Annotated in this window: 19 protein-coding genes; 10 read left to right on the forward strand and 9 right to left on the reverse strand. The window is 72.7% G+C overall.

The annotated features are described in order from the left end of the window. Nucleotide 1 precedes the first annotated feature (1 nt). The 5 genes from ACTEI_RS09795 to ACTEI_RS09815 form a co-directional block, all read right to left on the reverse strand. Nucleotides 2–1,660 (reverse strand): non-ribosomal peptide synthetase, encoded by a 1,659-nt coding sequence (locus ACTEI_RS09795; protein ID WP_203723622.1) that lies wholly within the window; start codon nt 1,658–1,660, stop codon nt 2–4. Between the two features lie 37 nt (nt 1,661–1,697). Continuing rightward, a complete protein-coding gene (locus ACTEI_RS09800) occupies nt 1,698–2,477 on the reverse strand; it encodes an SDR family oxidoreductase (RefSeq protein ID WP_122977361.1) in 780 nt (259 codons plus the stop codon). 5 nt (nt 2,478–2,482) lie between these two features. Beyond that, nucleotides 2,483–3,313: a fumarylacetoacetate hydrolase family protein gene (locus tag ACTEI_RS09805; protein WP_122977362.1), complete on the reverse strand. Its 831-nt coding sequence runs from the start codon at nt 3,311–3,313 to the stop codon at nt 2,483–2,485. Nucleotides 3,314–3,336: 23 nt separating this feature from the next. Then, nucleotides 3,337–4,488 (reverse strand): beta/alpha barrel domain-containing protein, encoded by a 1,152-nt coding sequence (locus ACTEI_RS09810; protein WP_122977363.1) that lies wholly within the window; start codon nt 4,486–4,488, stop codon nt 3,337–3,339. A 450-nt stretch (nt 4,489–4,938) separates the two neighbouring features. Further along, on the reverse strand, nt 4,939–5,994 hold the full coding sequence (locus ACTEI_RS09815) for a class I SAM-dependent methyltransferase (RefSeq protein WP_122977364.1): 1,056 nt from the start codon (nt 5,992–5,994) through the stop codon (nt 4,939–4,941). A 317-nt stretch (nt 5,995–6,311) separates the two neighbouring features. Between ACTEI_RS09815 and ACTEI_RS09820 the strand changes: the two genes are divergently transcribed. The 6 genes from ACTEI_RS09820 to ACTEI_RS09845 all read left to right on the forward strand — a co-directional run bounded on the left by ACTEI_RS09820 (nt 6,312) and on the right by ACTEI_RS09845 (nt 12,659). Then, the gene (locus ACTEI_RS09820; protein ID WP_122977365.1) at nt 6,312–7,055 is read left to right on the forward strand and encodes a sulfite exporter TauE/SafE family protein; all 744 of its coding nucleotides are present in this window, start codon (nt 6,312–6,314) and stop codon (nt 7,053–7,055) included. A 193-nt stretch (nt 7,056–7,248) separates the two neighbouring features. Continuing rightward, nucleotides 7,249–8,073, forward strand: coding sequence for an arylamine N-acetyltransferase family protein (locus tag ACTEI_RS09825; protein ID WP_211344346.1), 825 nt, complete (start codon nt 7,249–7,251; stop codon nt 8,071–8,073). Between the two features lie 31 nt (nt 8,074–8,104). Beyond that, complete coding sequence (locus tag ACTEI_RS09830) at nt 8,105–8,890, forward strand: 2,3-dihydro-2,3-dihydroxybenzoate dehydrogenase (protein ID WP_122977367.1); 786 nt, start codon at nt 8,105–8,107, stop codon at nt 8,888–8,890. Between the two features lie 36 nt (nt 8,891–8,926). Beyond that, nucleotides 8,927–9,586 (forward strand): isochorismatase family protein, encoded by a 660-nt coding sequence (locus ACTEI_RS09835; RefSeq protein ID WP_187645932.1) that lies wholly within the window; start codon nt 8,927–8,929, stop codon nt 9,584–9,586. After that, nucleotides 9,583–11,478: an anthranilate synthase family protein gene (locus ACTEI_RS09840; RefSeq protein ID WP_122977369.1), complete on the forward strand. Its 1,896-nt coding sequence runs from the start codon at nt 9,583–9,585 to the stop codon at nt 11,476–11,478. The genes ACTEI_RS09835 and ACTEI_RS09840 overlap by 4 nt, the downstream gene beginning before the upstream one ends. Beyond that, complete coding sequence (locus tag ACTEI_RS09845; protein WP_122977370.1) at nt 11,475–12,659, forward strand: 3-hydroxybenzoate 6-monooxygenase; 1,185 nt, start codon at nt 11,475–11,477, stop codon at nt 12,657–12,659. Before ACTEI_RS09840 ends, ACTEI_RS09845 begins: the two co-directional genes overlap by 4 nt. A 20-nt stretch (nt 12,660–12,679) precedes the next feature. On the opposite strand, the gene ACTEI_RS09850 is transcribed toward ACTEI_RS09845, so the two are convergent. The 4 genes from ACTEI_RS09850 to ACTEI_RS09865 form a co-directional block, all read right to left on the reverse strand. Beyond that, a complete protein-coding gene (locus ACTEI_RS09850) occupies nt 12,680–13,012 on the reverse strand; it encodes an STAS domain-containing protein (protein ID WP_122977371.1) in 333 nt (110 codons plus the stop codon). A 68-nt stretch (nt 13,013–13,080) separates the two neighbouring features. Next, nucleotides 13,081–13,614 carry a GNAT family N-acetyltransferase gene (locus tag ACTEI_RS09855; protein WP_122977372.1) on the reverse strand — a complete coding sequence of 178 codons (534 nt, stop codon included), beginning with the start codon at nt 13,612–13,614 and terminating at the stop codon, nt 13,081–13,083. A gap of 41 nt (nt 13,615–13,655) precedes the next feature. Continuing rightward, complete coding sequence (locus ACTEI_RS09860; RefSeq protein ID WP_164465892.1) at nt 13,656–15,098, reverse strand: GGDEF domain-containing protein; 1,443 nt, start codon at nt 15,096–15,098, stop codon at nt 13,656–13,658. A 92-nt stretch (nt 15,099–15,190) separates the two neighbouring features. Further along, a complete protein-coding gene (locus tag ACTEI_RS09865) occupies nt 15,191–15,940 on the reverse strand; it encodes a M23 family metallopeptidase (protein WP_122977374.1) in 750 nt (249 codons plus the stop codon). 278 nt (nt 15,941–16,218) lie between these two features. Between ACTEI_RS09865 and ACTEI_RS09870 the strand changes: the two genes are divergently transcribed. The 4 genes from ACTEI_RS09870 (at nt 16,219) to ACTEI_RS09885 (ending at nt 21,495) form a co-directional block, all read left to right on the forward strand. Continuing rightward, nucleotides 16,219–18,426: a molybdopterin oxidoreductase family protein gene (locus ACTEI_RS09870; protein ID WP_122977375.1), complete on the forward strand. Its 2,208-nt coding sequence runs from the start codon at nt 16,219–16,221 to the stop codon at nt 18,424–18,426. Nucleotides 18,427–18,502: 76 nt separating this feature from the next. Beyond that, nucleotides 18,503–19,051 carry a PadR family transcriptional regulator gene (locus ACTEI_RS09875; RefSeq protein WP_122982033.1) on the forward strand — a complete coding sequence of 183 codons (549 nt, stop codon included), beginning with the start codon at nt 18,503–18,505 and terminating at the stop codon, nt 19,049–19,051. A gap of 3 nt (nt 19,052–19,054) precedes the next feature. Then, complete coding sequence (locus ACTEI_RS09880) at nt 19,055–20,737, forward strand: acyl-CoA dehydrogenase family protein (RefSeq protein ID WP_122977376.1); 1,683 nt, start codon at nt 19,055–19,057, stop codon at nt 20,735–20,737. Between the two features lie 80 nt (nt 20,738–20,817). Next, nucleotides 20,818–21,495: a DUF4232 domain-containing protein gene (locus tag ACTEI_RS09885; protein ID WP_203723621.1), complete on the forward strand. Its 678-nt coding sequence runs from the start codon at nt 20,818–20,820 to the stop codon at nt 21,493–21,495. The last annotated feature ends 53 nt before the right edge of the window (nt 21,496–21,548 follow it).

Consider the following 21,548-nt stretch of genomic DNA (forward strand, 5'->3'; position numbering starts at 1 on the left):
GCTACCCCCGCCGCGTCTCGAGCGCGTCGGCGAGCTCGCGCAGGTCGTCGGCGCGCAGCACGTCGCGGACCCCGGCGTCCACCCAGCCCAGCTGCTTGAGCTTGGTGACCAGGACCACCGCCGATGCCGAGTCTCCGCCGACGTCGAAGAAGTTGTCGTCGAGCTGCGCGTCGTCGACGCCGGTGAGCGTACGAACCAGCCCCAGCACCTGCTCGGCCGGGCTCGCGGCGGCGCCGGCCGCGGCGTCCGCGGCACGCCGCACCCGCAGCGCGTCGCGGTCCACCTTGCCGTTCGGCGTGTACGGCAGCGCGTCGACCTGCCGGAACACCGAGGGCACCTTGTACGGGTCGAGAATGCCCTCCAGGTGCTCGCGCATCGCCCGTGGATCGAGGTCGCCCTGGTAATAGCAGACCAGCGCGTCGGCGGCCGCGCCGGCGGTCGCGTCGTGCGCCTCGGCCAGCACCACCGCGTCGCGCACCGAGGTCATCCGGCAGATCGCGTTCTCCACCTCGCCCGGGTCGATCCGGTACCCGCGGACCTTGACCTGCCGGTCCAGGCGCTCGACGAAGTACAGCTGCCCGTCGCGCAGTTCGACGACGTCACCGGTCGGGTGTCCGGCGGGGGTGAACGGCTGCACGCCGTGCTCGGTCAGGTAGCCGGCCGCGACGCTGTCGCCGATGATCACCAATTCGCCGCGGGCCGGTCCGCCGGTCGGCCGGATCTCGTACGAGCAGTCACCGACCAGCTCGCCCAGCGGCACGCCCGCGGTGCAGTGCGCCGGATCCAGCGGGCCGGTCAGCAGGTTGCACACGGTCGTCTCGGTCAGCCCGTACGCGTTGTGGAAGCTCGCCACGGCGGACCAGGCGGCCACCACCGCCGGGCGGCACGCGCCGCCGCCGTTGATCACGTGTTCGAGGCTCATCGCGGCGGTCGGCTCGGTGACGGTCAGCGCGAACGGCGTGGTCTTGACGTGCGTGATCCGATGCCGCTCCAGGGTGCCCCGCAGCACCGCGCCGGGCGCGAGCTGCTCCTCCGGCAGGACGACCAGCCGCGCGCCGGCGGTCAGCGTCCACAGGATCTCGGTGATGCAGCCGTCGAACGTCAGCCGGGCGAACTGCAGCGTGCTGCAGCCCGGCCCCAGGCCGAGGCGTTCCACGTGGTCGCGGATCACCGCGGTCAGTGGCGCCTGGCGCACCAGCACACACTTGGGCGTGCCCGTGGAGCCGGAGGTGTAGATGGCGTAGGCCAGGTCGTCGACCTGCGGCGGCGCGACGACCGGTCCGCTGCGCCAGCGCTCGGGCACCTCGGCCAGCTCGGCGCCGCCGTCGGCGCCGGCGCGGGCGAAGGCCCGGATCCCGAGCAGCCGCACCTTGTCGCTGTTGGAGGCGACGCTGTCACGCTCGTCGATGAAGATGAACGGCCTTGCCGCCTTGAAGGATCCGAGCATAGCGACGATCGCGGCCAGCCCGCGGCGGGCGTCGATCCCGACGAATTCCCCCCTTTCCGTACGGTTGGTCAGCTCGCGTACGAACGCGTCGACCAGTTCGCCGAGCCGGGCGTAGCTGACGGTGGCGCCGGCGGTGGTCAGCGCATCGTCGTCGGGGAAGTCGCGCACGGCACGGTCGATACTTCCGCTGATCGACAGCTCCTGAATGTCCATTGACCTCTCTCCTGCAATCGGCCGCGAGGGCGCGAACTCATACCGATCTGATGAAGCCGCCGTCGCAGGGGATTCCCGCGCCGGTCAGGTAGGCCGCCCGTTCGCTGGCGAGGAAGGCCACCAGCTCGCCGACGTCGTCCGGGGTGCCGTACCGGCCCGCCGGGATGGCCCGGACCGTGGCGGCGCGGACCGCCGCCACGTCGGTGCCGGTGCGGGTCGCGGTGGCCGCGTCGACCGTCCGGAGCCGGTCAGTGTCGATCTTCCCGGGGAGCACGTGGTTCACCGTGATCCCCTCCGGTCCGAGCGTCTCGGCCAGCAGTTTCAGGTACACCTGCACCGCCGCGCGGGCCACCGACGAGGCGGCCAGCCCGCTGATCGGGGTGATAAGGGCGCTGGAGGTGATCGCGACGAGCCGGCCCCAGCCGTTCTTGCGCATGCCCGGCAGGACCGCGTCCACCGCGCCGGCCATCGAGACGAGCATCAGATCCACCGCTTCGCGCAGCGCCGCCGGGGACAGCGTGTCCACCGTGCCCGCGGCGGCGCCGGGCGTGTTGAGCAGCACGACGTCGTACGGGCCGGTTCCGGCGACCCGCTCGCCGACCGTGGCCGCCTCGCGCATGTCGCAGGCGAAACCGCTGTGCCCGCGGCCGGGCAGGCCGGCGGCGACCGTGGCCGCCCGGCCGGCGTCGCGGCCGGTGACGGTCACGGTGCTGCCGTAGCGAGCCAGGCACCGGGCGACGCCGTACCCGATCCCGGCGGTCCCGCACAGGACCAGGGACCGCTTGCCGGCCAGCCCGTACACGTCCGCGTCGCTCATCGGTGTCACTTCACCGGGTGGGTGAGCGTGCCGATGCCCTCGACCACGGCGGTGACCGTGTCGCCCGGATTGATCACCGCGGCGCCCGGGGTGCCGGTGCAGATCACCGTGCCGGGCCGTAGGGTGCGCCCCGCGCTGAAGTACTCCACGATGTAGCCGAGGTCGTACTTCATGGCCGCCGGCGTGGCCGAGGCTATCGTCTCGCCGTTGCGGATCGTGCTGATCCGTACCGACCGCAGCGCCTCGTCGTCCACCTCGTCGAGGGTCACCAGCACGGGACCGATGCTGCAGAACGTGTCGAAACCCTTGGCCCACGGGATGTAGCGGGGGTTCTCCCGGATCACGTCCTCGGCGGTCATGTCGAGCACGGTGGTGACCCCGGCGACGACCGAGCGCCAGTCGTCACGGACCACGTTCTTGCAGGTGGTTCCGATGATCAGACCCAGTTCCCCCTCGGCGGTGACGCGCTGGGTCCGGGTGGGCAGCTCGATGTGCTCGCCGTTGCCGATCAGGCAGCCGCCGGGCCGCAGGTACGAGCCGGGGCCGGAGGCCGGGCGGGGGGTGCTGAGGTCGTTCGCGTGGCCCGCGTAGTTGAGCCCGACCCCCCAGATGTCGGCGTCGCGGTCGATCAGGGCCCCGGCGGCGTCCAGGTCGACCGCGACCAGGTCCAGGTCGGTGCTCTGCCGTTCCACGGCCTCGGCCAGTTCACGCAGCCGGTCGGTGGCGACGATGTCGGCGAGCCGGGTGACGCTCTGGAATCCGCTGAGCTGCGGGAGGCGCAGCCATCCGTCCCCGTGCGCGACGGCGATGCCGCCGGCGAACTTCGCGAGTCTCACGGTCAGTCTCCTCGGTGCGGCGGTCAGGCGGCGATCTTGGCGAGGGTGATGGCGTCGGCGGTGACCACGTCGTCGGGATCGACCGGCGTCTGCGGCTGGTCCAGCCGCAGCGTGTCCTTCTGGTGCGGCAGCCGCTGCAGGTCCGCGGCGATCTGCTCGGCGGCCGCCTGGATGTCGGCCGGGCGCGCGCTCTGCTCGGCCAGCCGCACCGCGGTCGCCATCAGGTGGGCCGGCTCGGTGCCGCAGCGCTCGGCCAGTTGCTCCACCAGCGGGAAGTAGCCGGAGTGGATGCCGATGACGCCGCCGAGCACCTGCATCATCCGGTTGTCGACGACCAGTTCGAGGCTGCTGCGGGTGAACTGGGCCAGCTTGGCCATCTCGCGGTAGTCGAAGACGTCGTCGTCGATGAGGTTGACGATGCCGGCCAGCGACTCGACCGGAGCGTTGCCCGAGCCACGGCCGATGCCGTCGAGGGTGCCGTCGACGATCGCCGCGCCGGACTGCCAGGCGCAGACGCTGTTGACCGTGGCCAGGCCGAGGTTGTCGTGGCCGTGGAAGCCGACGGTCGGGAACATCTGGCTCACCGCGGTGACGTAGCGGCGCACGTCGGCGGGCAGCATCGCGCCGTACGAGTCGACCACGTAGACGCCGGCGATGCCCTCCGGGACGCCCTCGAGCATGGTGCGGAAGTCCTCGATCGGCGTCGCACTCGACTTCATCAGGTTCAGGTACACCGCCGGACAGGTCTCGATGGCGCGCCGCAGATAGTCCAGGTTGGCTTGGACCCGGTCGGGTTCCATGCCGACCCGGACGAACGACATCCCCCGGGCGGTCATCTCGGCGATGGTGCTCAGCCGGGTGAACTCGGGCTGCGCGAACATCCCCCACGGCTTCTTCGTCAGCGTTTCGTTGGCCAGTTCGCACCAGCGGAAATGGTCGATGTTGCCGGCCTTGATACCGGCGCGCTCAGCCTCGAGACCGATACCGTGCCCGATCTCCACCATCGGCATCGGCGTCTCGTTGAGCCGCGCCAGCAGGCGGGTCACGAATCCTTCGTCGAATTGGAAGTCGACGGCGTAGGAACCTTCCCGCAGCGTGCAGTCGAGCAATGCCAGGTTCGACTTCTCGGTCAGTTCCTCGGACACGAGGAAAGCACCGTGGTTGACCAACGACATGTCACAGAACCCTTCGAGGAGGACGTTCAGGGTCGTCGCATGCGAACTACTCAGCAATCGACGCGGGCGCCGAAGTCATCGATGGTCGTCACCATCTTGCCGCGACTCAACGTTTCCCCGGCTCCCGGGTGCAAACCTGAACTCTCGAAGATTTTCGGGCGGTATTTTTCATGATCGAATATCGGGTTTCCGCAGCGCACAGCGTGATGGCGGCTTCGTAGTCAATCTGCACGAAGCCGCCCGAGAATGCGAAGAATTGACAGCCGATCCGAGATCGGCTGCCCACTGCCGAATGATCTACCAGACCCCCGCTCCAGTCAGTTCCCCCGGGAGCCTATGGCGGTGCACATAGGACGGCAACCGGAGCGCCCGTAAAATTGCCGCAACATTCCTCGCGGACAGCGTTCCCGCTGGTCAGCCGATATTGCGATCTTGAATGCGAGATCAACATTATCGGCGGCTGATGGTCAGCGTCAGGCTCGACACCTCGGCGGCCCCGCGCTCGCGCAGGCCGTCCAGGTACTCCTGCTCCTTGGCCGGGTGGTCGACAAGCAGCGTGCCCTCCGGCAGCGCCCCCGCGGCGAGATCGTGCGGGGTGAGCGCGAACGGCGAGTCGGTGTGCACCAGGACATCGATCCGCCAGTCGCCGGGGCCGGTGAGCCGGCGCGCCACGTGCTCCGCCCAGTCGCGTTCCGGCGCCAGACGCTCGCCGGAGAGCCACACCTGGGCGTACCCGCCGTCGGCGAGCACATGATCGAGCCCGGCATTGATGAAGTCGAACGCCACCCGCGGGTCCGGGCTGTTGAACGCGACGTGGTCGAACCGCTCGGGTGGGAACGTCTCCCAGCGGTCCACCACGTACTCGGCGTCGACGCCGTTCAGATGAGCGTTCGCCCGGGCGAACGCCACCTGCCGCGTGCCGGGGTCGAACCCGGCGATCCGGGCGTAGTCGGTGGCGAACAGCAGCGACTGGCAGCCGGAGCCGCAGCCGACGTCGAGGAACGAGGTGGCGCCGGCCGGCCGGCGCAACGCGTCCAGCAGCTCCAGGGATGAGGCGTGCGGCGGCATGCAGCTCTGCGGGGTCGCGTGCACCAGGAAATCGGTGCCGGTGTTCTCGAACAACCGGTCCGACAAGAAGATCCGCCCCTGGATCTCGGTCAGCACCGCCGTCGCGCGCAGCAGCTGCGCATCGCCCTCCACCGCAACGATCAGCTTGGTGCGCCGCAATAGTTGTGCCAGTGACGGGTCCAGCGTGTCGATCTCGGCCGCACTGACGTGCCCGCACAGCATGAAGAGGCGGGCGAGCACCGGGAACGGGCCCTCGATCTCGGCCAGCTCGTCGTTGTGGAACAACGAGTACCGGCCGATGTTCTTGATGATCTCGGGCACCGAGTCCGGCAGGTCGAGGATTTCCTTCAACCGCCGTGTCGCGTATCCGCTGTCGCGCAGGTGGACCGCCAACTCTTCCCAGTCGCGCGGAGAAACCGACTCGACGTCAATCTCCATACGTCACTCCTCACCGCATCCCAAAACCGCCGAAAGTTAGACCTTTACAATTATATCCCTCGATGAGCGGTGGGGCCTGATTGACCCTTTCATCCCGCGTGGCGGGTGGCTTCGGCGGGGTGCGGGACGAGGGCGGCCCCTACGATCGCGGTCGCGCTGCGGGGTGCGCACGCTTCCGCGCGGGTCGTGGACCTGCGGCGGGCGGCCCGCTCCGCGGCTTCCACCCAGCGGTGGTCGCGGACACCGGGTTCTCGTAGCCCGGGAGTCGTCCGCCCACGGCCGAGCCGCCCGGCGGGACGGCCGTACGCTGCGGCAGCGTGAATGTCGAACATGCGGTGCTGCTGACCGCCGGGGGAGTCGGCGCCGGGCTGACCGGGTCGATGGCCGGGCTGGCCTCCCTGGTCAGCTACCCGGTTCTGCTCGCCACCGGGATACCGCCGGTCGCGGCGAACATGACCAACACGGTGGCCCTGCTGGCCAGCGCGGTCGGGGCCGGGGCCGGGGCGCGCCGGGAGCTGCGCGGGCAGGGCCGGCGGATCGCCCGGCTGAGCGTCCTCGCCGTCGCGGGCGGGCTGACCGGGGCGCTGCTGCTGATGTGGACCCCGTCGGCGGCGTTCGAGCGGATCGTGCCGGGGCTGATCGTGCTCGGGGCGCTCGCGCTGCTGTTCCGCGGCCCGGTGCGCGACTGGTACCTGCGGCCCGGATGGCGGCCACCGGTCAACCTCGCGGTGTTCCTGATCGCCATCTACGGCGGCTACTTCGGGGCGGCGGCCGGGGTGCTGCTGCTCGCCGTGCTGGTGGTGGCCGTGACGGAGCCGTTCGCCGTCACCAACGCGGTCAAGAGTGTCGTGCTCGGCGCGGCCAACCTGGTCGCCGCGGCGCTGTACGCGGTGACCGGCCCGGTGCACTGGACCGCGGCGGCGCTGCTGGCCGCCGGCTGCCTGGTGGGCAGCGGGATCGGCCCGGCCCTGGTACGCCGCACCCCGGAGCGTCCACTGCGGACGGCCATCGCCGTCGCCGCCCTGTGCCTGGCCACCTACCTGTGGTGGCGCGCCGGCTGAGCCTCGCCGCCGGGGTGGACGGGGGTCGTCGGTTTCGCGGATCGGTGCGGAATCGCCGGTCCGGAGGGCACGTGGCGCAGCGGCGGCGCATGACACGGACGGTCCGTGCCCTATAAGTCCCTTTTATGGGATATAGTCCGATATGGGAAGGGGTGCCGGTCGGCCGAAAGCCGGAAATCGACGAGGGAGCGGTGTGGCCGCAGCGGAACACGACTTCGATCTGGACGGCTATCTGCGCCGGATCGGGTGGGCGGGTGATGCCGTCGCGGACGCCGTCACGCTGCGGTCGCTGCATCGGGCCCACGTCCAGAGCATCCCCTTCGAGAATGTCGACGTCTTCCTGCTGCGCACCGTGCCGTCCCTCGCCCTGTCCGCCGTGGCGGACAAGATGGTGCGCGGCCGTCGGGGCGGGGCCTGCTACGAGCACAACATCCTGCTCGCCGCGGCCCTGCGGGCGATCGGCTTCCGGGTCACCTATCTGACCGGCCGGGTCCTGGCCCGCGCCGTGACCAGGCTGCCGCGCACCCACCTGCTGCTGCGGGTGGACGTGCCCGGCGCGCCGGTGCCGTACATCGCCGACGTGGGCTTCGGGTCGACCACCGCCCTGCTGGAGGCGATTCCGCTGGTGGACGGCGCCGAGTCGGTCCAGAGCGGACGGCGTTTCCGGCTGCGCCGGCGGCCTCGCCCCGAGGCCTCCGACCTGTGGGCGCTGCAAGCCGTCCGGGGCGCCGCCTGGGACGACCAGTACGAGTTCACGCTGGAACCGTTCGAGGAGATCGACATCTTCCCGATGAACTGGCACGTCGCAACGAACCCGCGCTCGCCCGCGCGGCAGAACCTGTACGTCGGCATCGCCAGGCCGCGGGGACATCTGATCGTCATCGGCATGCGGCTGATCGAGGTGACCCCGGACGGGGCCCGCAGGGTCCGTGCGCTGCGCGACCAGCGGGAGCTCGGCCGGGTGCTGGCGGACGACTTCGCCATCGACGTGCCGGCCGGCGCCCGCTGGCCGGCCTGACCGGCGTCGCGGAGATCATGGAGAGGACGGCATGACCACGGTGGACTTCGCCGGCAAGATCGCCCTGGTGACCGGCGCGGCGGGCGGCATCGGCGCGGCGGTGGCCCGGACCCTGGCCGCCCGGGGAGCCACGGTCGCGGCGGTGGACCGCGACCGGGAGGCGCTCCGATCGGCCGGGAGACGGCACCAGGCGGACGGACTGCCGGTCCGGGCGTTCCCGGCGGACGTCTCCTCCAGTGCCGAGGTCGCCGCGGCGGTGACCGCGATCGAACGCGACCTCGGCCCGATCGACCTGTTGGTCAACGCGTCGGGTGTGCTGCGCACGGGCGAGGTGATCTCGTACGCGGAGCAGGACTGGCACGACACCTTCGCGGCCAACGTCAACGGGGTCTTCCTCGTGTCACGGGCCGTGGTGGCCGCGATGGTGCGGCGCGGCTCCGGAGCGGTGGTGACGATCGCGTCGAACGCCGCGGACACGCCACGGACCGGCATGGCGGCCTACGCCGCCTCCAAGGCCGCGGTCGCGATGTTCACCAAATCGCTGGGTCTGGAAGTGGCCCGGCACGGCATCCGGTGCAACGTGGTCGCGCCGGGCTCGACCGGCACGCCGATGCTCAGCCAGCTGTGGAGCGCCGGGCAGGGCCCGCGCACCTCCATCGACGGTACGCCCTCGGAGTACCGCCTCGGCATCCCGCTGGGCAAGATCGCGACGCCCGAGGACGTGGCCGAGGCGACGGCTTTTCTGCTGTCGGACCGGGCCGGACACATCACGCTGCAGACGCTCACCGTCGACGGCGGCGCGACGCTCGGCGTCTGAGCGACGTCCAGCCGGCCCAGAACAAGAGGGAGAACAGTGGCAGGCCTACCAGTCATCGAGTCGTACCCCATGCCCGGCGCCGACGAGCTCCCCGGGCGGATCGCTGCCTGGACACCCGACCCGGCCCGGGCGGTTCTGCTGATCCACGACATGCAGAAGTACTTCCTCCGGGCCTTTCCCACGGACTGCTCGCCGCTGGCCGAGCTGACCGGCAACGTGATCCGGCTGCGGCGGGCCTGCGCGCGTGCGGGGACGCCGGTGGCGTACACGATGCAGCCCGGCGGCATGACCCCACGGCAGCGCGGGCTGCTCGCGGACTTCTGGGGTCCGGGGATGACCGCCGACCCGGCGCATCGCGAGGTCGTCGACGGGCTAGCCCCGGCGCCGGGCGACTGGATCCTCACCAAGTGGCGGTACAGCGCCTTCCACCGCACCGACCTGTTGGCGGGGATGCGCCGCAGCGGGCGCGACCAGCTGCTGGTGTGCGGCGTGTACGCCCACGTAGGCGTCCTGATGACGGCCTGTGAGGCTTTCACCCACGACATCCAGCCGTTCCTGGCCGCGGACGCGGTCGCCGACTTCACGCCGCAGCACCACCGGATGGCCCTGGACTACGCCGCGGGGCGCTGCGCCGTGGTGGCCACCACCGACCGGCTGCTCGCGGACCTCGGCGCGGCGCCGGAGACCCGCGGATGACCGGGCACGACCTGCTGCGCCGGGTCCTGGCGGGCCGGGAGCCGGCGTACGCCCTGCTGCACCGGCCGGAGTCGGCGGCCGCCGGCGACCTGGAGATCCTGCTGGGTGAGCTGTCCGAGGTGGACAGCCTCGACGACCTGCCGGTGCCCTCGGCGCCGGGCGGGCGGCGCGGGCACGAGGTGCTGGCGCTGATCCCGTACCGGCAGGTCCGGGAGCGCGGCTACCTCGCGCCCGACGACGGCGCGCCGCTGCTGGCGATGGCGGTCCGCGAGCAGGGCGCCGTCCCGCTGACCGAGGCGCTGTCCGGGATCGAGGACGTCTCCGTCACCCTGCACGACGCCCGGTTCGAGCCGGACGACGCCGGATACGCCGCGACCGTGCGGCGCGTCATCGACGAGGAGATCGGGCGGGGCGAGGGCGCGAACTTCGTCATCAAGCGATCCTTCCGCGCCGACATCGGCGGCCACACCCCGGGCGCGGCGCTGGCGTTCTTCCGCCGGCTGGTGGCCGGTGAGCAGGGCGCGTACTGGACGTTCCTCGTGCACACCCCGGAACGCATCCTCGTCGGCGCGACTCCGGAGCGGCACCTCAGCCTGGCCGGCGGAGTGGCCGCGATGAACCCGGTCAGCGGCACCTACCGCTACCCGGGTTCCGGACCCGACCTCCGGTCGCTGCTGGAGTTCCTCGCCGACGGCAAGGAGTCCGACGAGCTGTACATGGTGCTCGACGAGGAACTGAAGATGATGGCCCGGATCTGCGACGACGTACGCGCGACCGGCCCCGGCCTGAAGGAGATGGCGCGGCTGGCGCACACCGAGTACCACATCACCGGCCGGACCGGGCGCGACGTGCGGGAGATCCTGCGCGAGACGCTGTTCGCCCCGACGGTCACCGGTAGCCCGGTGGAGAACGCCTGCCGGGTCATCGACCGCCACGAGCCGGAGGGCCGCGGATACTACAGCGGGGTGGCCGCCCTCATCGGCCGGGACGCGGCGGGCGGCCGGCTTCTCGACTCGGCCGTCCTGATCCGGACCGCCGACATCGACCGGGCCGGTCACCTGCGCATCGACGTCGGCGCGACCCTGGTGCGGCATTCCGATCCGCACGCCGAGGTGGCCGAGACCCGGGCGAAGGCGGCGGGACTGCTGGCCGCGCTCAAGCCCCGGAACCGGTTCGCCGCGCATCCCGCGGTCCGGCACGCGCTGGCGCGGCGCAACGAGAGGATCGCCGCGCACTGGCTACGCCCGGCGCCCGCCCCTCGCCCGCACGTGGCCGAGCTCGCCGGTCGCAGCGTCCTGGTGGTGGACGCCGAGGACACCTTCACCGCGATGCTCGATCAGTTGCTGCGCTCGCTCGGCCTGACCGTCCGGGTGCGCCGGTTCGATCAGCCCTACACCTTCGCCGGACACGATCTGGTCCTGATGGGGCCCGGGCCGGGCGATCCACGGCACACCGGCCATCCCAGGATCGCCCGGCTGCGCGACGGCGTGCGGGAACTGCTCGGCACACGCAAGCCGTTCCTCGCGGTCTGCCTGAGCCACCAGATCCTCGGCTCCCTGCTCGGATTCGACCTGATCCGCTGCGACGTCCCGCACCAGGGCGCGCAACGGGAGATCAACCTGTTCGGCCGGCCGGTCCGGGCCGGCTTCTACAACACGTTCGCGCTGCGCTGCCCGCCGCGGATGACCCGCGCCGACACCGTCGCCGGAACGGTCGAGATCAGCCGGGATGCGACCACCGGTGAGATCCACGCATTGCGCGGGCCGTTCTTCGGCTCCATGCAGTTCCACGCCGAATCCGTGCTGACCGAGGACGGCCTGAGCATCCTCCGGGACGCGCTGACCGGACTGACCACCGGCGCACGCCGGCTCCCGTCGCTGGCCGGCACGTGAGCACGGTGCTGATCGCCGGTGGCGGCATCGGCGGGCTGGCCGCCGCGCTGAGCGTGGTCCGCCGGGGTCACCGCGCGGTCGTCCTGGAACGCCGGCCCGCTCTCGGCGAGCTGGGCGCGGGCATCCAGATCGGGCCGAACGGCTTCCACGCGTTGGACCGGCTCGGTGTCGGTGACGCGGTACGGGCCGTGGCGGTCCACATCGACGAGCTGTGCCTCATGGACGGCGTCACCGGCGAGCGGGTCCAGAGCCTGCGCCTGACCGGGCGCTACCGCGAACGGTTCGGCAACCCGTACGCCGTGGTCCGCCGGGCCGACCTCTACGCCCCGCTGCTGGCGGCGTGCCGGGCATCGCCCGGCATCGAGCTGCGCACCGGCAGCGGCGTCACCGGGTTCGTTCAGGAGCCGGGATCGGTCACCGCGGTGCTGCGCTCCGGTGACCGAGTGCGCGGCGCGGGGCTGATCGGCGCGGACGGGCTCCACTCGGCGGTCCGCGCACAGCTGATCGGCGACGGCGCTGCGCGGGTGTCCGGACACACCATCTACCGGTCGGTGATCCCGATCGCGCGGGTGCCCGGCCACCTGCGGCGCAACCGGGTGACCCTGTGGGCCGGGCCCGGATGGCACTTCGTGCACTACCCGATCGAGCGGGGAAACAGCCTCAACCTGGCGGCCACCCGCGATGACGGCGCCCGCGAGGCGGTGGCCGACCGCCCGGCCGGTCACGACGAGGTGCGGGCCGCGCTCGGCTCGCTGGCCCCGGCCGCGCGGACGGTGCTGGATCTCGGCGCGAACTGGCGCCGGTGGGTGCTGTGCGACCGCGATCCGGTGGACGTCTGGACCGACCGGCGGGTGACGCTGCTGGGCGACGCCGCGCACGCCATGCTGCAGTACGCCGCGCAGGGCGCGTGCATGGCGCTCGAGGATGCCGTGGTCCTCGGCGACCTCCTCGACTGCTCCGGCGACGACTTCCCGCAGATGTTCGCGAAGTACAACGTGCTGCGCCGCTCGCGCACCGCCCGGGTGCAGGCGGTGTCCCGGGAGATCGGCCGCGCGCTCTACCATCCCGCCGGGGGCGCCGCTCGGGCGCGCACCGTGATGCTCGCCGGCTTCACACAGCAGCGCCTGCGGGAGACGGTCGCCTGGCTGCACGGCGACCGGACCTTCAGCCGGGACCGGTGACCACTGCGCGCGGGGGCGGCTCAGACCGGGTCCAGGCCGAAGACCTCGGTCAGGCCGGTCACCTCGATGGCCTGCCGGACCGGCGGCGACGGCCGGGTCAGGACCATCGTCAGGCCGGCGGCGGCGGCGCTGTTACGGGCCCCGACCAGCGCGCCCAGCGCGTAGGAGTCGATGAACGTCACCTCGGCCAGGTCCAGGCACAGCTGCCGGCACGACGACGCCGCGGCGGTCTTCTCCAGGCTGTCGCGCAGCTCGTCGGCGACGTCGAAGTCCAGCTCCGGCGCCAGCAGGGTGGCGTGCAGCGTGCTGCCGTCGGCACTGGTCCGGTACGACACGATGGCGTTGGTCGTCATGGCGGGCAACACTACCCACCGCGTCGCGCCGGTACTCATGACCGCCACGGGCGACCGGCCGGCCCGGGTCAGGCGCGGCGCTCCGTGGTCACCAGGATCCCCGTCTCGCCGGGCGCCTCCGGCTCCCGGGCCGTCCGCTCCACCTCCCGGAAGCCGGCCTTCGCGGCGACCGCGGCGGACGCCCGGTTGGCCACGTCGTACCGGATCGCCACCCGCCGCACACCCGGCAGGGTCAGCGCGACCCGGGCCAGCACCCGCACCGCCGCGGTCATGTGCCCGCGACCCGCGTACGGCGTGCGCATCCAGTAGCCGATCTCCAGGGTGCCCGGCCCCATCCGGGTCATCAGGCCGATCGAGCCGACCAGTTCGCCGACCGTGGTGAACAGGGCGTAGTTGAACTCGGTGCCGGCCGCCCAGCTGTCCACCGACATCCGGATGTAGGCGCCGCTCTCGACCGGCCCGTAACCGTCCACGGCCCAGGGCAGGAACGGCTGGAGCTCGGGCAGCGACTCCCGCACGGCGGCCGCCGCCTCCGCGGCCCACTCCGCCTCCCAGCGTTTCAGCACGAGCTCACCGGCGTTGATCATCTCTGGCACTTCCATGCCGGACAGACTGCGGTCCGCCCGCCACGGAACGCAAATACCTAGGCCGCGACGCGGTGCCGGCGGCCGGGCTTCCCGGCGTACATCGCCGCGTCGGCCCGGGCGATCAGCGCGGCCCGGTCGTCGCCGTCGCCGCCCGTGACGGTCCGGGCGGAGCCGATGGTGACGCCCACCGACACCGGGCCGCCGGGCACGGCGATCGGCGAGCGCACCGCGCCGTGGATCCGGTCCCGCAGGGCGGCCATCTCGTCGTCACCGGCGCCCCGGCACAGCACCAGGAACTCGTCACCGCCGAGCCGGCCCACCGCCCGGTCCGGCCCGGCCACCTCGGTCAGCCGCGCGGCGACCGCCCGCAGCACCTCGTCGCCGACCGCGTGGCCGTGCCGGTCGTTGACCGGTTTGAAGCCGTCCAGGTCGCAGAGCAGCACGGTCACCGGCAGCGGCCCGTCCAGCGCCCGGTCGATCTCGGCCATGATCCGCCGCCGGTTGAACAACCCGGTCAACTCGTCGTGCGAGGCCTGATGCGCCAGGATCCGCTCGGCCCGCTCCCGCTGCCCGGACAGCTGCCGGAACCGGGCCAGCACCAGCGGGATCACCAGCAGCATGCTGATCGGCAGCAGCGTGCCGGAGGCGTCGTCGCCGCGCAGCGCCTGCACCGCGGCCAGCACCGGGTGCACACTGAGCGCGACCCCCAGCCAGCCCAGGTGGAACCGGGTGGCGATCCGCTCGGCGGCCGGCGGCGGCTCGATCGCCGCGGGCGCCCCCGGATGCACGGCCGCGGCCGCGATGGTCAGGAAGGCGACGAGCATCAGCGTCCCGGGCCACGTGCCGTGGCCGGGCACCCCGAGCGCTCCGGCGGCCAGGGCGCCGCCGGTCAGCGTCACGGTCAGCAGCAGGTAGCCGATGGCGCCGCGGGCCGCGCCGGTCGCCGCCCCGGTCATCCGCAGCAGGCAGCCGGCCACCCCGCAGAGCACCAGCACGTCGGTCAGCACCTGGACCTGGCCGATCGGGGTGGCCTCGGCCGGCAGGTGCGGCTGGAACACGCACACCCAGAGCACGCCGCCGGCACACACCCCGAACAGGGCCGCCTCGACGATGCCGCCGGCGTCCGCGCTCATCCGGCGGCGTACCGCCATCGCCGCGCCCACCAGGAACAGCCCGTGCGCGGCGGCGAGCAGCAGGTCGGGCAGCCCGCCGGCGCCCCGGCCCAGGTGCCCGTCGATGACCCAGTACGGCCAGAGCAGGTGATCGGCGAGCAGCAGCGCCAGGCCCGTGATCGCCACCAGCCACGGCCGCCGGTGGGCCAGGTGCCCGGTGAGCAGCGCCTGGCCGAACAGCCCGATCGACACGAGCACGACCCCGGTGTAGATGACCGCGCGGGCACCCGGCGCGGCGACGGCGAACCCGCCACCGGCGGCCAGAGCGCACGCCAGGAAGCCGGCGTGAACGATCCACGCCGGCGCGGTGGCTCGGGGCCAGCGCATCCGGTCTCCCCTCTCGGCTCGGCACGCATCCATCGGCGCGGCCCGCGGCCACCTGAGAAGACCGGGCGCCCCGGAGCGCCGGCGGACGCCGGTCAGCCGAACGTGGTCGGTTTCTTCGGGCAGCCGTTCCCGGCCTTCCACCGGCGTACCGCCGCGGCCGGCGACCTGTCCTTGCCGGCCTTCCAGGCGTCCAGGTACGGCCACGGGTAGACGGTGCCGCGCTGGTTCCACCAGTCGCCGACCCGCGCGCACGGCGGGGAGATGCCGAAGTGCAGGTGGCAGGCGCTCGCGTCGCCGGTGTCGCCGACCTCGCCGATCGTCTGGCCGGCGCTGACCCGCGCGCCGACCCGCACCGCGTCGGCGATCACCGACAGGTGTGAGCCGTAGTAGCGTACGCCGTCGTCGCCGAGCATCGAGATGGACAGGCCGCCACGGGTCTCGCCGGCGTTGACCGAGGCCTTCCACCGGTCCACCCGGCTGACCGCCAGGATGGTGCCGTCGGTGACCGCGCGGAACCGGTTGCCGCAGTCCGTGATCAGGTCACTGGCCGGGTAGTCGTGGTGGGTGCGGGCGTACGAGTTGTTGCCGACCACCGGGAAGACGTACCGGAAAGTCTTCCGCGCCGGTGTGGCGCTCGCCGGCGCCGGGGCGCTCGGGCTGCCGCCCGCCGCCGGCGTGCCCGGCGCGGTGGCCGCCTCGGGGGACCGGGCGCCCGCGGTGGCGGCCGGGGGCGCGGACGGCGTCGCCTCGCCGACGAAGTACGGCTCCTCGCTCCCGCCGCCGCAGGCCGTCAGCGCCAGCGCCGCCGTCATGGCCGCGAACCCGGCCACGAAGTTGCGCATCGTGCCGTCCCTCTCCTCGCCGATCGGCCGCCGCGACCGCGGCGCCGAACGCCCACTCTAAGGAACCGGGCCGCCGGGGGCGACCCGGCCGGTTCCGCTCGGTCACGGCCGGGCTGGTTCCGCTCGGTCGCGGCCGGGCCGGTTCTGGTCCGTCGCGGACCCGCCGGTTCCGCGCCACCGGCGCGACGGAGCCGTGCCGACTGTGCCGGGACCGGTTGACGGACCCGCGCCCGCGCCTGTACTCATGGGTAACAAGCCCGGAAGGCTGGTGAGACGTCATGGTCGAGGTGGCCCGGACCGCGTACCGCACCTGTCCGCTCTGCGAAGCCGCCTGCGGGCTCGAACTGACCGTCACCGGCGACTCGGTGACCGCCGCCCGCGGCGACCGGGAGCACGTCTTCAGCCACGGGTTCATCTGCCCGAAGGGCGCCACCTTCGGCCGGCTCGCCGACGACCCGGACCGGCTGCGCCGGCCGTTGATCCGCCGGGACGGGCGGCACCGGGAGGCCACCTGGGACGAGGCGTTCGCGGCGGTCGAGGCCGGCCTGCGGCCGGTCGTCGAGACGTACGGGCCGCAGGCCGTCGCGGCCTACCTGGGCAACCCGAACGTGCACACGATGGCCGGCGGCCTCTACGTCACGCCGCTGCTCAAAGCCCTCGGCACCCGCAACGTGTTCACCGCCAGCACCGTCGACCAGATGCCCAAGCACGTCTCCTGCGGGTACCTCTTCGGCAGCCCCCTGGCCATCCCGGTGCCCGACCTGGACCGCACCGACCTGCTGCTGGTGCTCGGCGCCAACCCGTGGGAGTCCAACGGCAGCCTGGCCACCGCCGCCGACTTCCCGGGACGGCTGCGGGCGATCCAGGCGCGCGGCGGCCGGTTCGTGGTCGTCGACCCGCGCCGCACCCGGACCGCCGAGCACGCCGACGAGCACGTGTTCATCCGGCCGGGCACGGACGCGTTCCTGCTGTTCGGCATCGTGCACACGCTGCTGGCGGAGGAGCTGGCGAATCTCGGGCGGCTCACGCCGTACGTCGTCGGGCTGGACGAGGTGCGCGGCCTGGCCGCGGCGTTCCCGCCGGAGCGCGTCGCCGCGGCCTGCGACATCCCGGCGGAGCGGATCCGCGGCCTGGCCCGCGAGCTCGCCGCCGCGCCGACCGCCGCGGTCTACGGCCGGATCGGCACGTGCACCGTCGAGTTCGGCACCCTGACCAGCTGGCTGGTCGACGTGATCAACGTGCTCACCGGCAACCTGGACCGGCCCGGCGGGGTGATGTTCCCGCTCGCCGCCCACCTGCGGCCGCACCCGGCGCCGGGTGGCCGCGGGTTCACCACCGGGCGCTGGCGCAGCCGGGTGCGCGGGCTGCCCGAGGTCAAGGGCGAGCTGCCGGTCGCCACCCTGGCCGACGAGATCGAGACGCCGGGGGAGGGGCAGGTCCGGGCGTTCCTGACGGTGGCCGGGAACCCGGTGCTGTCCGCCCCGAACAGCGGCCGTCTCGACCGCGCCCTGGCCGGCCTCGACTTCATGGTCAGCGTCGATCCCTATCTGAACGAGACGACCCGGCACGCCGACGTGATCCTGCCGCCGCTCGACGCGACCCGGAAGGGGCACTACGACTTCTCGTTCCTGAGCCTGGCGGTGCGCAACTTCGCGGCGTACTCACCGCCGGTGCTGCCGCCCGACCCGGGTGGCATGGACGAGGTCGACATCCTGGCCCGGCTGATCCTGATCGCCACCGGCCGGGGGGCCGGCGCGGACCCGGCCGTCGTGCACGAGCACCTGCTGCACGAGGCGCTGCGCCGAGCCGTCGGGGACCGTGCCGCCGAGCTGCGGGACCGGGTCAGCGGCGCCGGCCCGGCCGAGCGGCTGCTGGACGTGGCGCTGCGGACCGGGGCGTACGGTGACGGCTTCGGCGCCGTGCCGGACGGCCTGTCCCTGGACCGCCTCCTCGCCGCCCCGCACGGGATCGACCTCGGCCCGCTGCGGCCGCGCATCCCGGAGGTGCTGCGCACCCCGAGCGGGCGGATCGAGCTGTGCGCGCCGGCCCTGGCCGACGAGGCCGGGCGGCTGCGCGCCGCGCTGGACCGGCCGCGCCCCGGTCTGGTGCTGATCGGCCGCCGCCACCTGCGCTCCAACAACAGCTGGATGCACAACGAGCCGGCCCTGGTGAAGGGCCGCGACCGCTGCACCCTGCAGGTCCACCCGGACGACGCGGACCGCCTGACCCTCAGCGACGGTCTGCCGGCCGTGGTGACCGCGCGGGCCGGCACGGTGGTGGCGCCGGTCGAGGTGACCGACCGGGTGATGCCCGGGGTGGTCAGCCTGCCGCACGGCTGGGGGCACGACCTGCCCGGCGTGCGGCTGGCGGTGGCGGCCGCCCACCCCGGCGTCAACTCCAACATCCTGACCGATGAGCTGGTGATCGATCCGCTGTCCGGCAACGCCGTGTTGAACGGAATCCCGGTGGAGGTCAAGCCCGCCTGACGCGGCCGGCCCGTCGGCCGCCCGGGCGGGTGCGTGCCGCTTGCTATGCAACGAGTTGCATAGGATGATGCCGGACATGGCGCTGGAGCATGCGATCCTGGTCTCCCTGCTGGAGCAACCCGGGTCCGGATATGAGCTGGCCCGCCGGTTCGAGCGGTCCATCGGCCGCTTCTGGACCGCCACCCATCAGCAGATCTACCGCGTGCTGAAGCGGATGGAGACGGACGGCTGGGTGACCGCCCGTGAGGTCGGGCAGGACGGGCGGCCGGACAAGCGGACCTTCTCGGTCTCGGCGGCCGGGCGTGCGGCGCTGACCGGGTGGTTGCACGAGCCGGTGCAGCCCGAGGCGGTCCGCCACGACCTGGCGGTCAAGGTGCGCGGCGCGGCGTTCGACGACGCGGCCGGGCGGGCGGCGCTGATCGGCGAGGTGGAGCGCTACCGCGCGGAGCACGAGGAGCTGCTCGCCCGATACCTGGCCGGGGAGAAGCGCGACTTCCCCGACCCCGAGGCGTCGACCACCGGACAGCGGCTTCAGCACGTCGTGCTGCGCGGCGGCATCGCCTACGAGCGGATGCTGCTCGACTGGCTCGACGAGGTCCTGATCGAACTCCGGAAGGAAGCCTGAACGGTGCTGTTCAACCCGCACACCTACGACCCCGCGCACTTCGACCCCGAGACCCGCCGGCTGCTGCGCGCCACCATCGACTTCTTCGAGGAGCGGGGCAAGAAGGCGCTGATCGACAGCTACCTCCACCGCACCTGGTACGCCGACTTCCTGGACTTCGCCGCGAAGCAGGGGCTGTTCGCCACGTTCCTGACCCCGTCCGCCGACGCCGGCGGCAACCCGGACAAGCGCTGGGACACCGCCCGCAACGCGGCACTCAGCGAGATCCTCGGCTTCTACGGGCTGGACTACTGGTACACCTGGCAGGTCACCGTGCTCGGCCTGGGCCCGGTCTGGCAGAGCGCCAACGCGCAGGCCCGCGCGCACGCCGCCCGGCTGCTCGACGACGGGCACGTGATGGCGTTCGGGCTGTCCGAGCGCGGCCACGGCGCGGACATCTACGCCACCGACATGGTGCTGACCCCGGCCACGGACGGCGGCTTCACCGCGAACGGCGCCAAGTACTACATCGGCAACGGCAACGTCGCCGGTCTGGTGTCGGTGTTCGGCCGCACCCCGGACGGCTACGTGTTCTTCGCCGCCGACAGCCGGCACCCGGACTACCACCTGATCAAGAACGTCGTGCACAAGCAGATGTACGTCAGCGCGTTCGAGCTGCGCGACCACCCGGTGCGGCCGGGCGACGTCCTGCACACCGGGCAGGCCGCCTTCGACGCCGCGCTGAACACGGTCAACGTCGGCAAGTTCAACCTGTGCACGGCCGCGATCGGCATCTGCGAGCACGCCATGTACGAGGCGGTCACCCACGCGCACCGCCGGATCCTGTACGGCAAGCCGGTCACCGACTTCCCGCACGTGCGCCGGGAGCTGTCCGACGCGTACGTCCGCCTGGTCGCGATGAAGCTGTTCAGCGACCGCGCCGTCGACTACCTGCGCTGCGCCGGCCCGGACGACCGTCGCTACCTGCTGTTCAACCCGATGACCAAGATGAAGGTCACCACCGAGGGCGAGCGGGTCATCGACCTGATGTGGGACGTGATCGCGGCCAAGGGCTTCGAGGCGGACACGTACTTCGACAAGGCGGCGATCGACATCCGCGGCCTGCCCAAGCTCGAAGGCACGGTGCACGTCAATCTGGCCCTGATCCTCAAGTTCATGCCGAACTACCTGCACCGGCCGGTCGACTGCCCGCCGGTGCCGACCCGGCACGACCCGGCCGACGACGAGTTCCTGTTCCGGCAGGGCCCGGCGCGCGGGCTCGGCGCGATCCGGTTCCACGACTGGCGGATCGCCTACGACCGGTTCGCCGAGCTGCCGAACGTCGCGCGTTTCCGCACCCAGGCCGACGCGCTGTGCGAGCTGTCCCTCGATCCGGAGCAACACGCCGACCTGGACTTCCTGCTCTCCGTCGGGCAGCTGTTCGCGCTGGTCGTCTACGGCCAGCTGATCTGTGAGCAGGCCGAGCTGACCGGTCTCGACCGCTACCTGCTCGACGAGATCTTCGCGGTGCTGGTGCGCGACTTCGCCCAGTACGCTACCGAGCTGCACGGCAAGACCGCGACGACCGACGAGCAGGCGGACTGGGCGCGCGCCCAGGTGCTGCGCCCGGTGGCCGACGAGGCGCGGACGGCGGCCGTCTGGGAGCGGGTGCTGTCGCTGGTCGGGGCGTACGAGATGCGCCCGTGACCGGGGAGCCCGGTGCCGCTGCCCGCCCCGGGTGGTGGCCTCCAGGCTCCCGCCTTGCCGGGGCCGGGCAGGATGGGCGGGTGATCGGATACCGGGCTGTCCTCCCGCTCGCCCTGCTGATGCTGCTCGCCGGGTGTGCGCGGCCGTCGTCGCCGTCCGCCACCGGGCCCTACCCGCCACCGGCGCCGTTCGGTCCCGTCTCCCGCTCACCGGCGCCGCCCGCGCCGCTCGCCTGCCCGCCGGAGGGGGTGCGGATGGAGACCGGCGCCGGCGACGCCGCGATGGGGCTGCGGGTGCTCGGCATCACGATGGTCAACTGCGGTACGGCGACGTACCGGGTGCGGGGGTACCCGGCGGTCCGCGCACTCGACGAGGACCGTGCGGTGCTCGATGTCCGCATCCTGCACGGCGCCAAGGAGATCACCTCGTCGGTGCCGGCCGCGGAGCTCCCGCCACGACCCGTGGTGCTGCGTCCCGGGCAGCGCGCCGGCGCCGCGGTGATCTGGCGCAACACGTACGACGACATCCGGGAGCCACCGGTCAACCCGAGGTATCTGGAGGTCGCCCCGCTGGCCGGCCGCCCGGCACAGGTCATCGACCCGGACGGCGGCCTGGACCTGGGCAGCACCGGCCGGATCGGGGTCGCCCCGTGGACGCTGCTGCCGGACACCCCGGCGGCCCCGGCGTCCCCGATGTACCCGCCGGTGCCCGACTTCCGGTCCTCCGAGCCGGTGGAGACCAGCGGCCCCCTGCCGTGACGCCGGTCCGGCCCGGACGCGGCCCGGTGCCGAACGTCCCGGCGACGCGAGGG

Source organism: Actinoplanes teichomyceticus ATCC 31121 (genome assembly GCF_003711105.1).
Taxonomy (GTDB): Bacteria; Actinomycetota; Actinomycetes; order Mycobacteriales; family Micromonosporaceae; genus Actinoplanes; species Actinoplanes teichomyceticus.

What these genes read in the sequence shown, in the direction of transcription:
- ACTEI_RS09795 (WP_203723622.1), bottom strand. Translation starts at nt 1,660, where the DNA reads ATGGACATTCAGGAGCTGTCGATCAGCGGAAGTATCGACCGTGCCGTG.
- ACTEI_RS09800 (WP_122977361.1), bottom strand. Translation starts at nt 2,477, where the DNA reads ATGAGCGACGCGGACGTGTACGGGCTGGCCGGCAAGCGGTCCCTGGTC.
- ACTEI_RS09810 (WP_122977363.1), bottom strand. Translation starts at nt 4,488, where the DNA reads ATGTCGTTGGTCAACCACGGTGCTTTCCTCGTGTCCGAGGAACTGACC.
- ACTEI_RS09815 (WP_122977364.1), bottom strand. Translation starts at nt 5,994, where the DNA reads ATGGAGATTGACGTCGAGTCGGTTTCTCCGCGCGACTGGGAAGAGTTG.
- ACTEI_RS09830 (WP_122977367.1), top strand. Translation starts at nt 8,105, where the DNA reads ATGACCACGGTGGACTTCGCCGGCAAGATCGCCCTGGTGACCGGCGCG.
- ACTEI_RS09840 (WP_122977369.1), top strand. Translation starts at nt 9,583, where the DNA reads ATGACCGGGCACGACCTGCTGCGCCGGGTCCTGGCGGGCCGGGAGCCG.
- ACTEI_RS09850 (WP_122977371.1), bottom strand. Translation starts at nt 13,012, where the DNA reads ATGACGACCAACGCCATCGTGTCGTACCGGACCAGTGCCGACGGCAGC.
- ACTEI_RS09855 (WP_122977372.1), bottom strand. Translation starts at nt 13,614, where the DNA reads ATGGAAGTGCCAGAGATGATCAACGCCGGTGAGCTCGTGCTGAAACGC.
- ACTEI_RS09860 (WP_164465892.1), bottom strand. Translation starts at nt 15,098, where the DNA reads ATGCGCTGGCCCCGAGCCACCGCGCCGGCGTGGATCGTTCACGCCGGC.
- ACTEI_RS09865 (WP_122977374.1), bottom strand. Translation starts at nt 15,940, where the DNA reads ATGCGCAACTTCGTGGCCGGGTTCGCGGCCATGACGGCGGCGCTGGCG.
- ACTEI_RS09870 (WP_122977375.1), top strand. Translation starts at nt 16,219, where the DNA reads ATGGTCGAGGTGGCCCGGACCGCGTACCGCACCTGTCCGCTCTGCGAA.
- ACTEI_RS09875 (WP_122982033.1), top strand. Translation starts at nt 18,503, where the DNA reads ATGGCGCTGGAGCATGCGATCCTGGTCTCCCTGCTGGAGCAACCCGGG.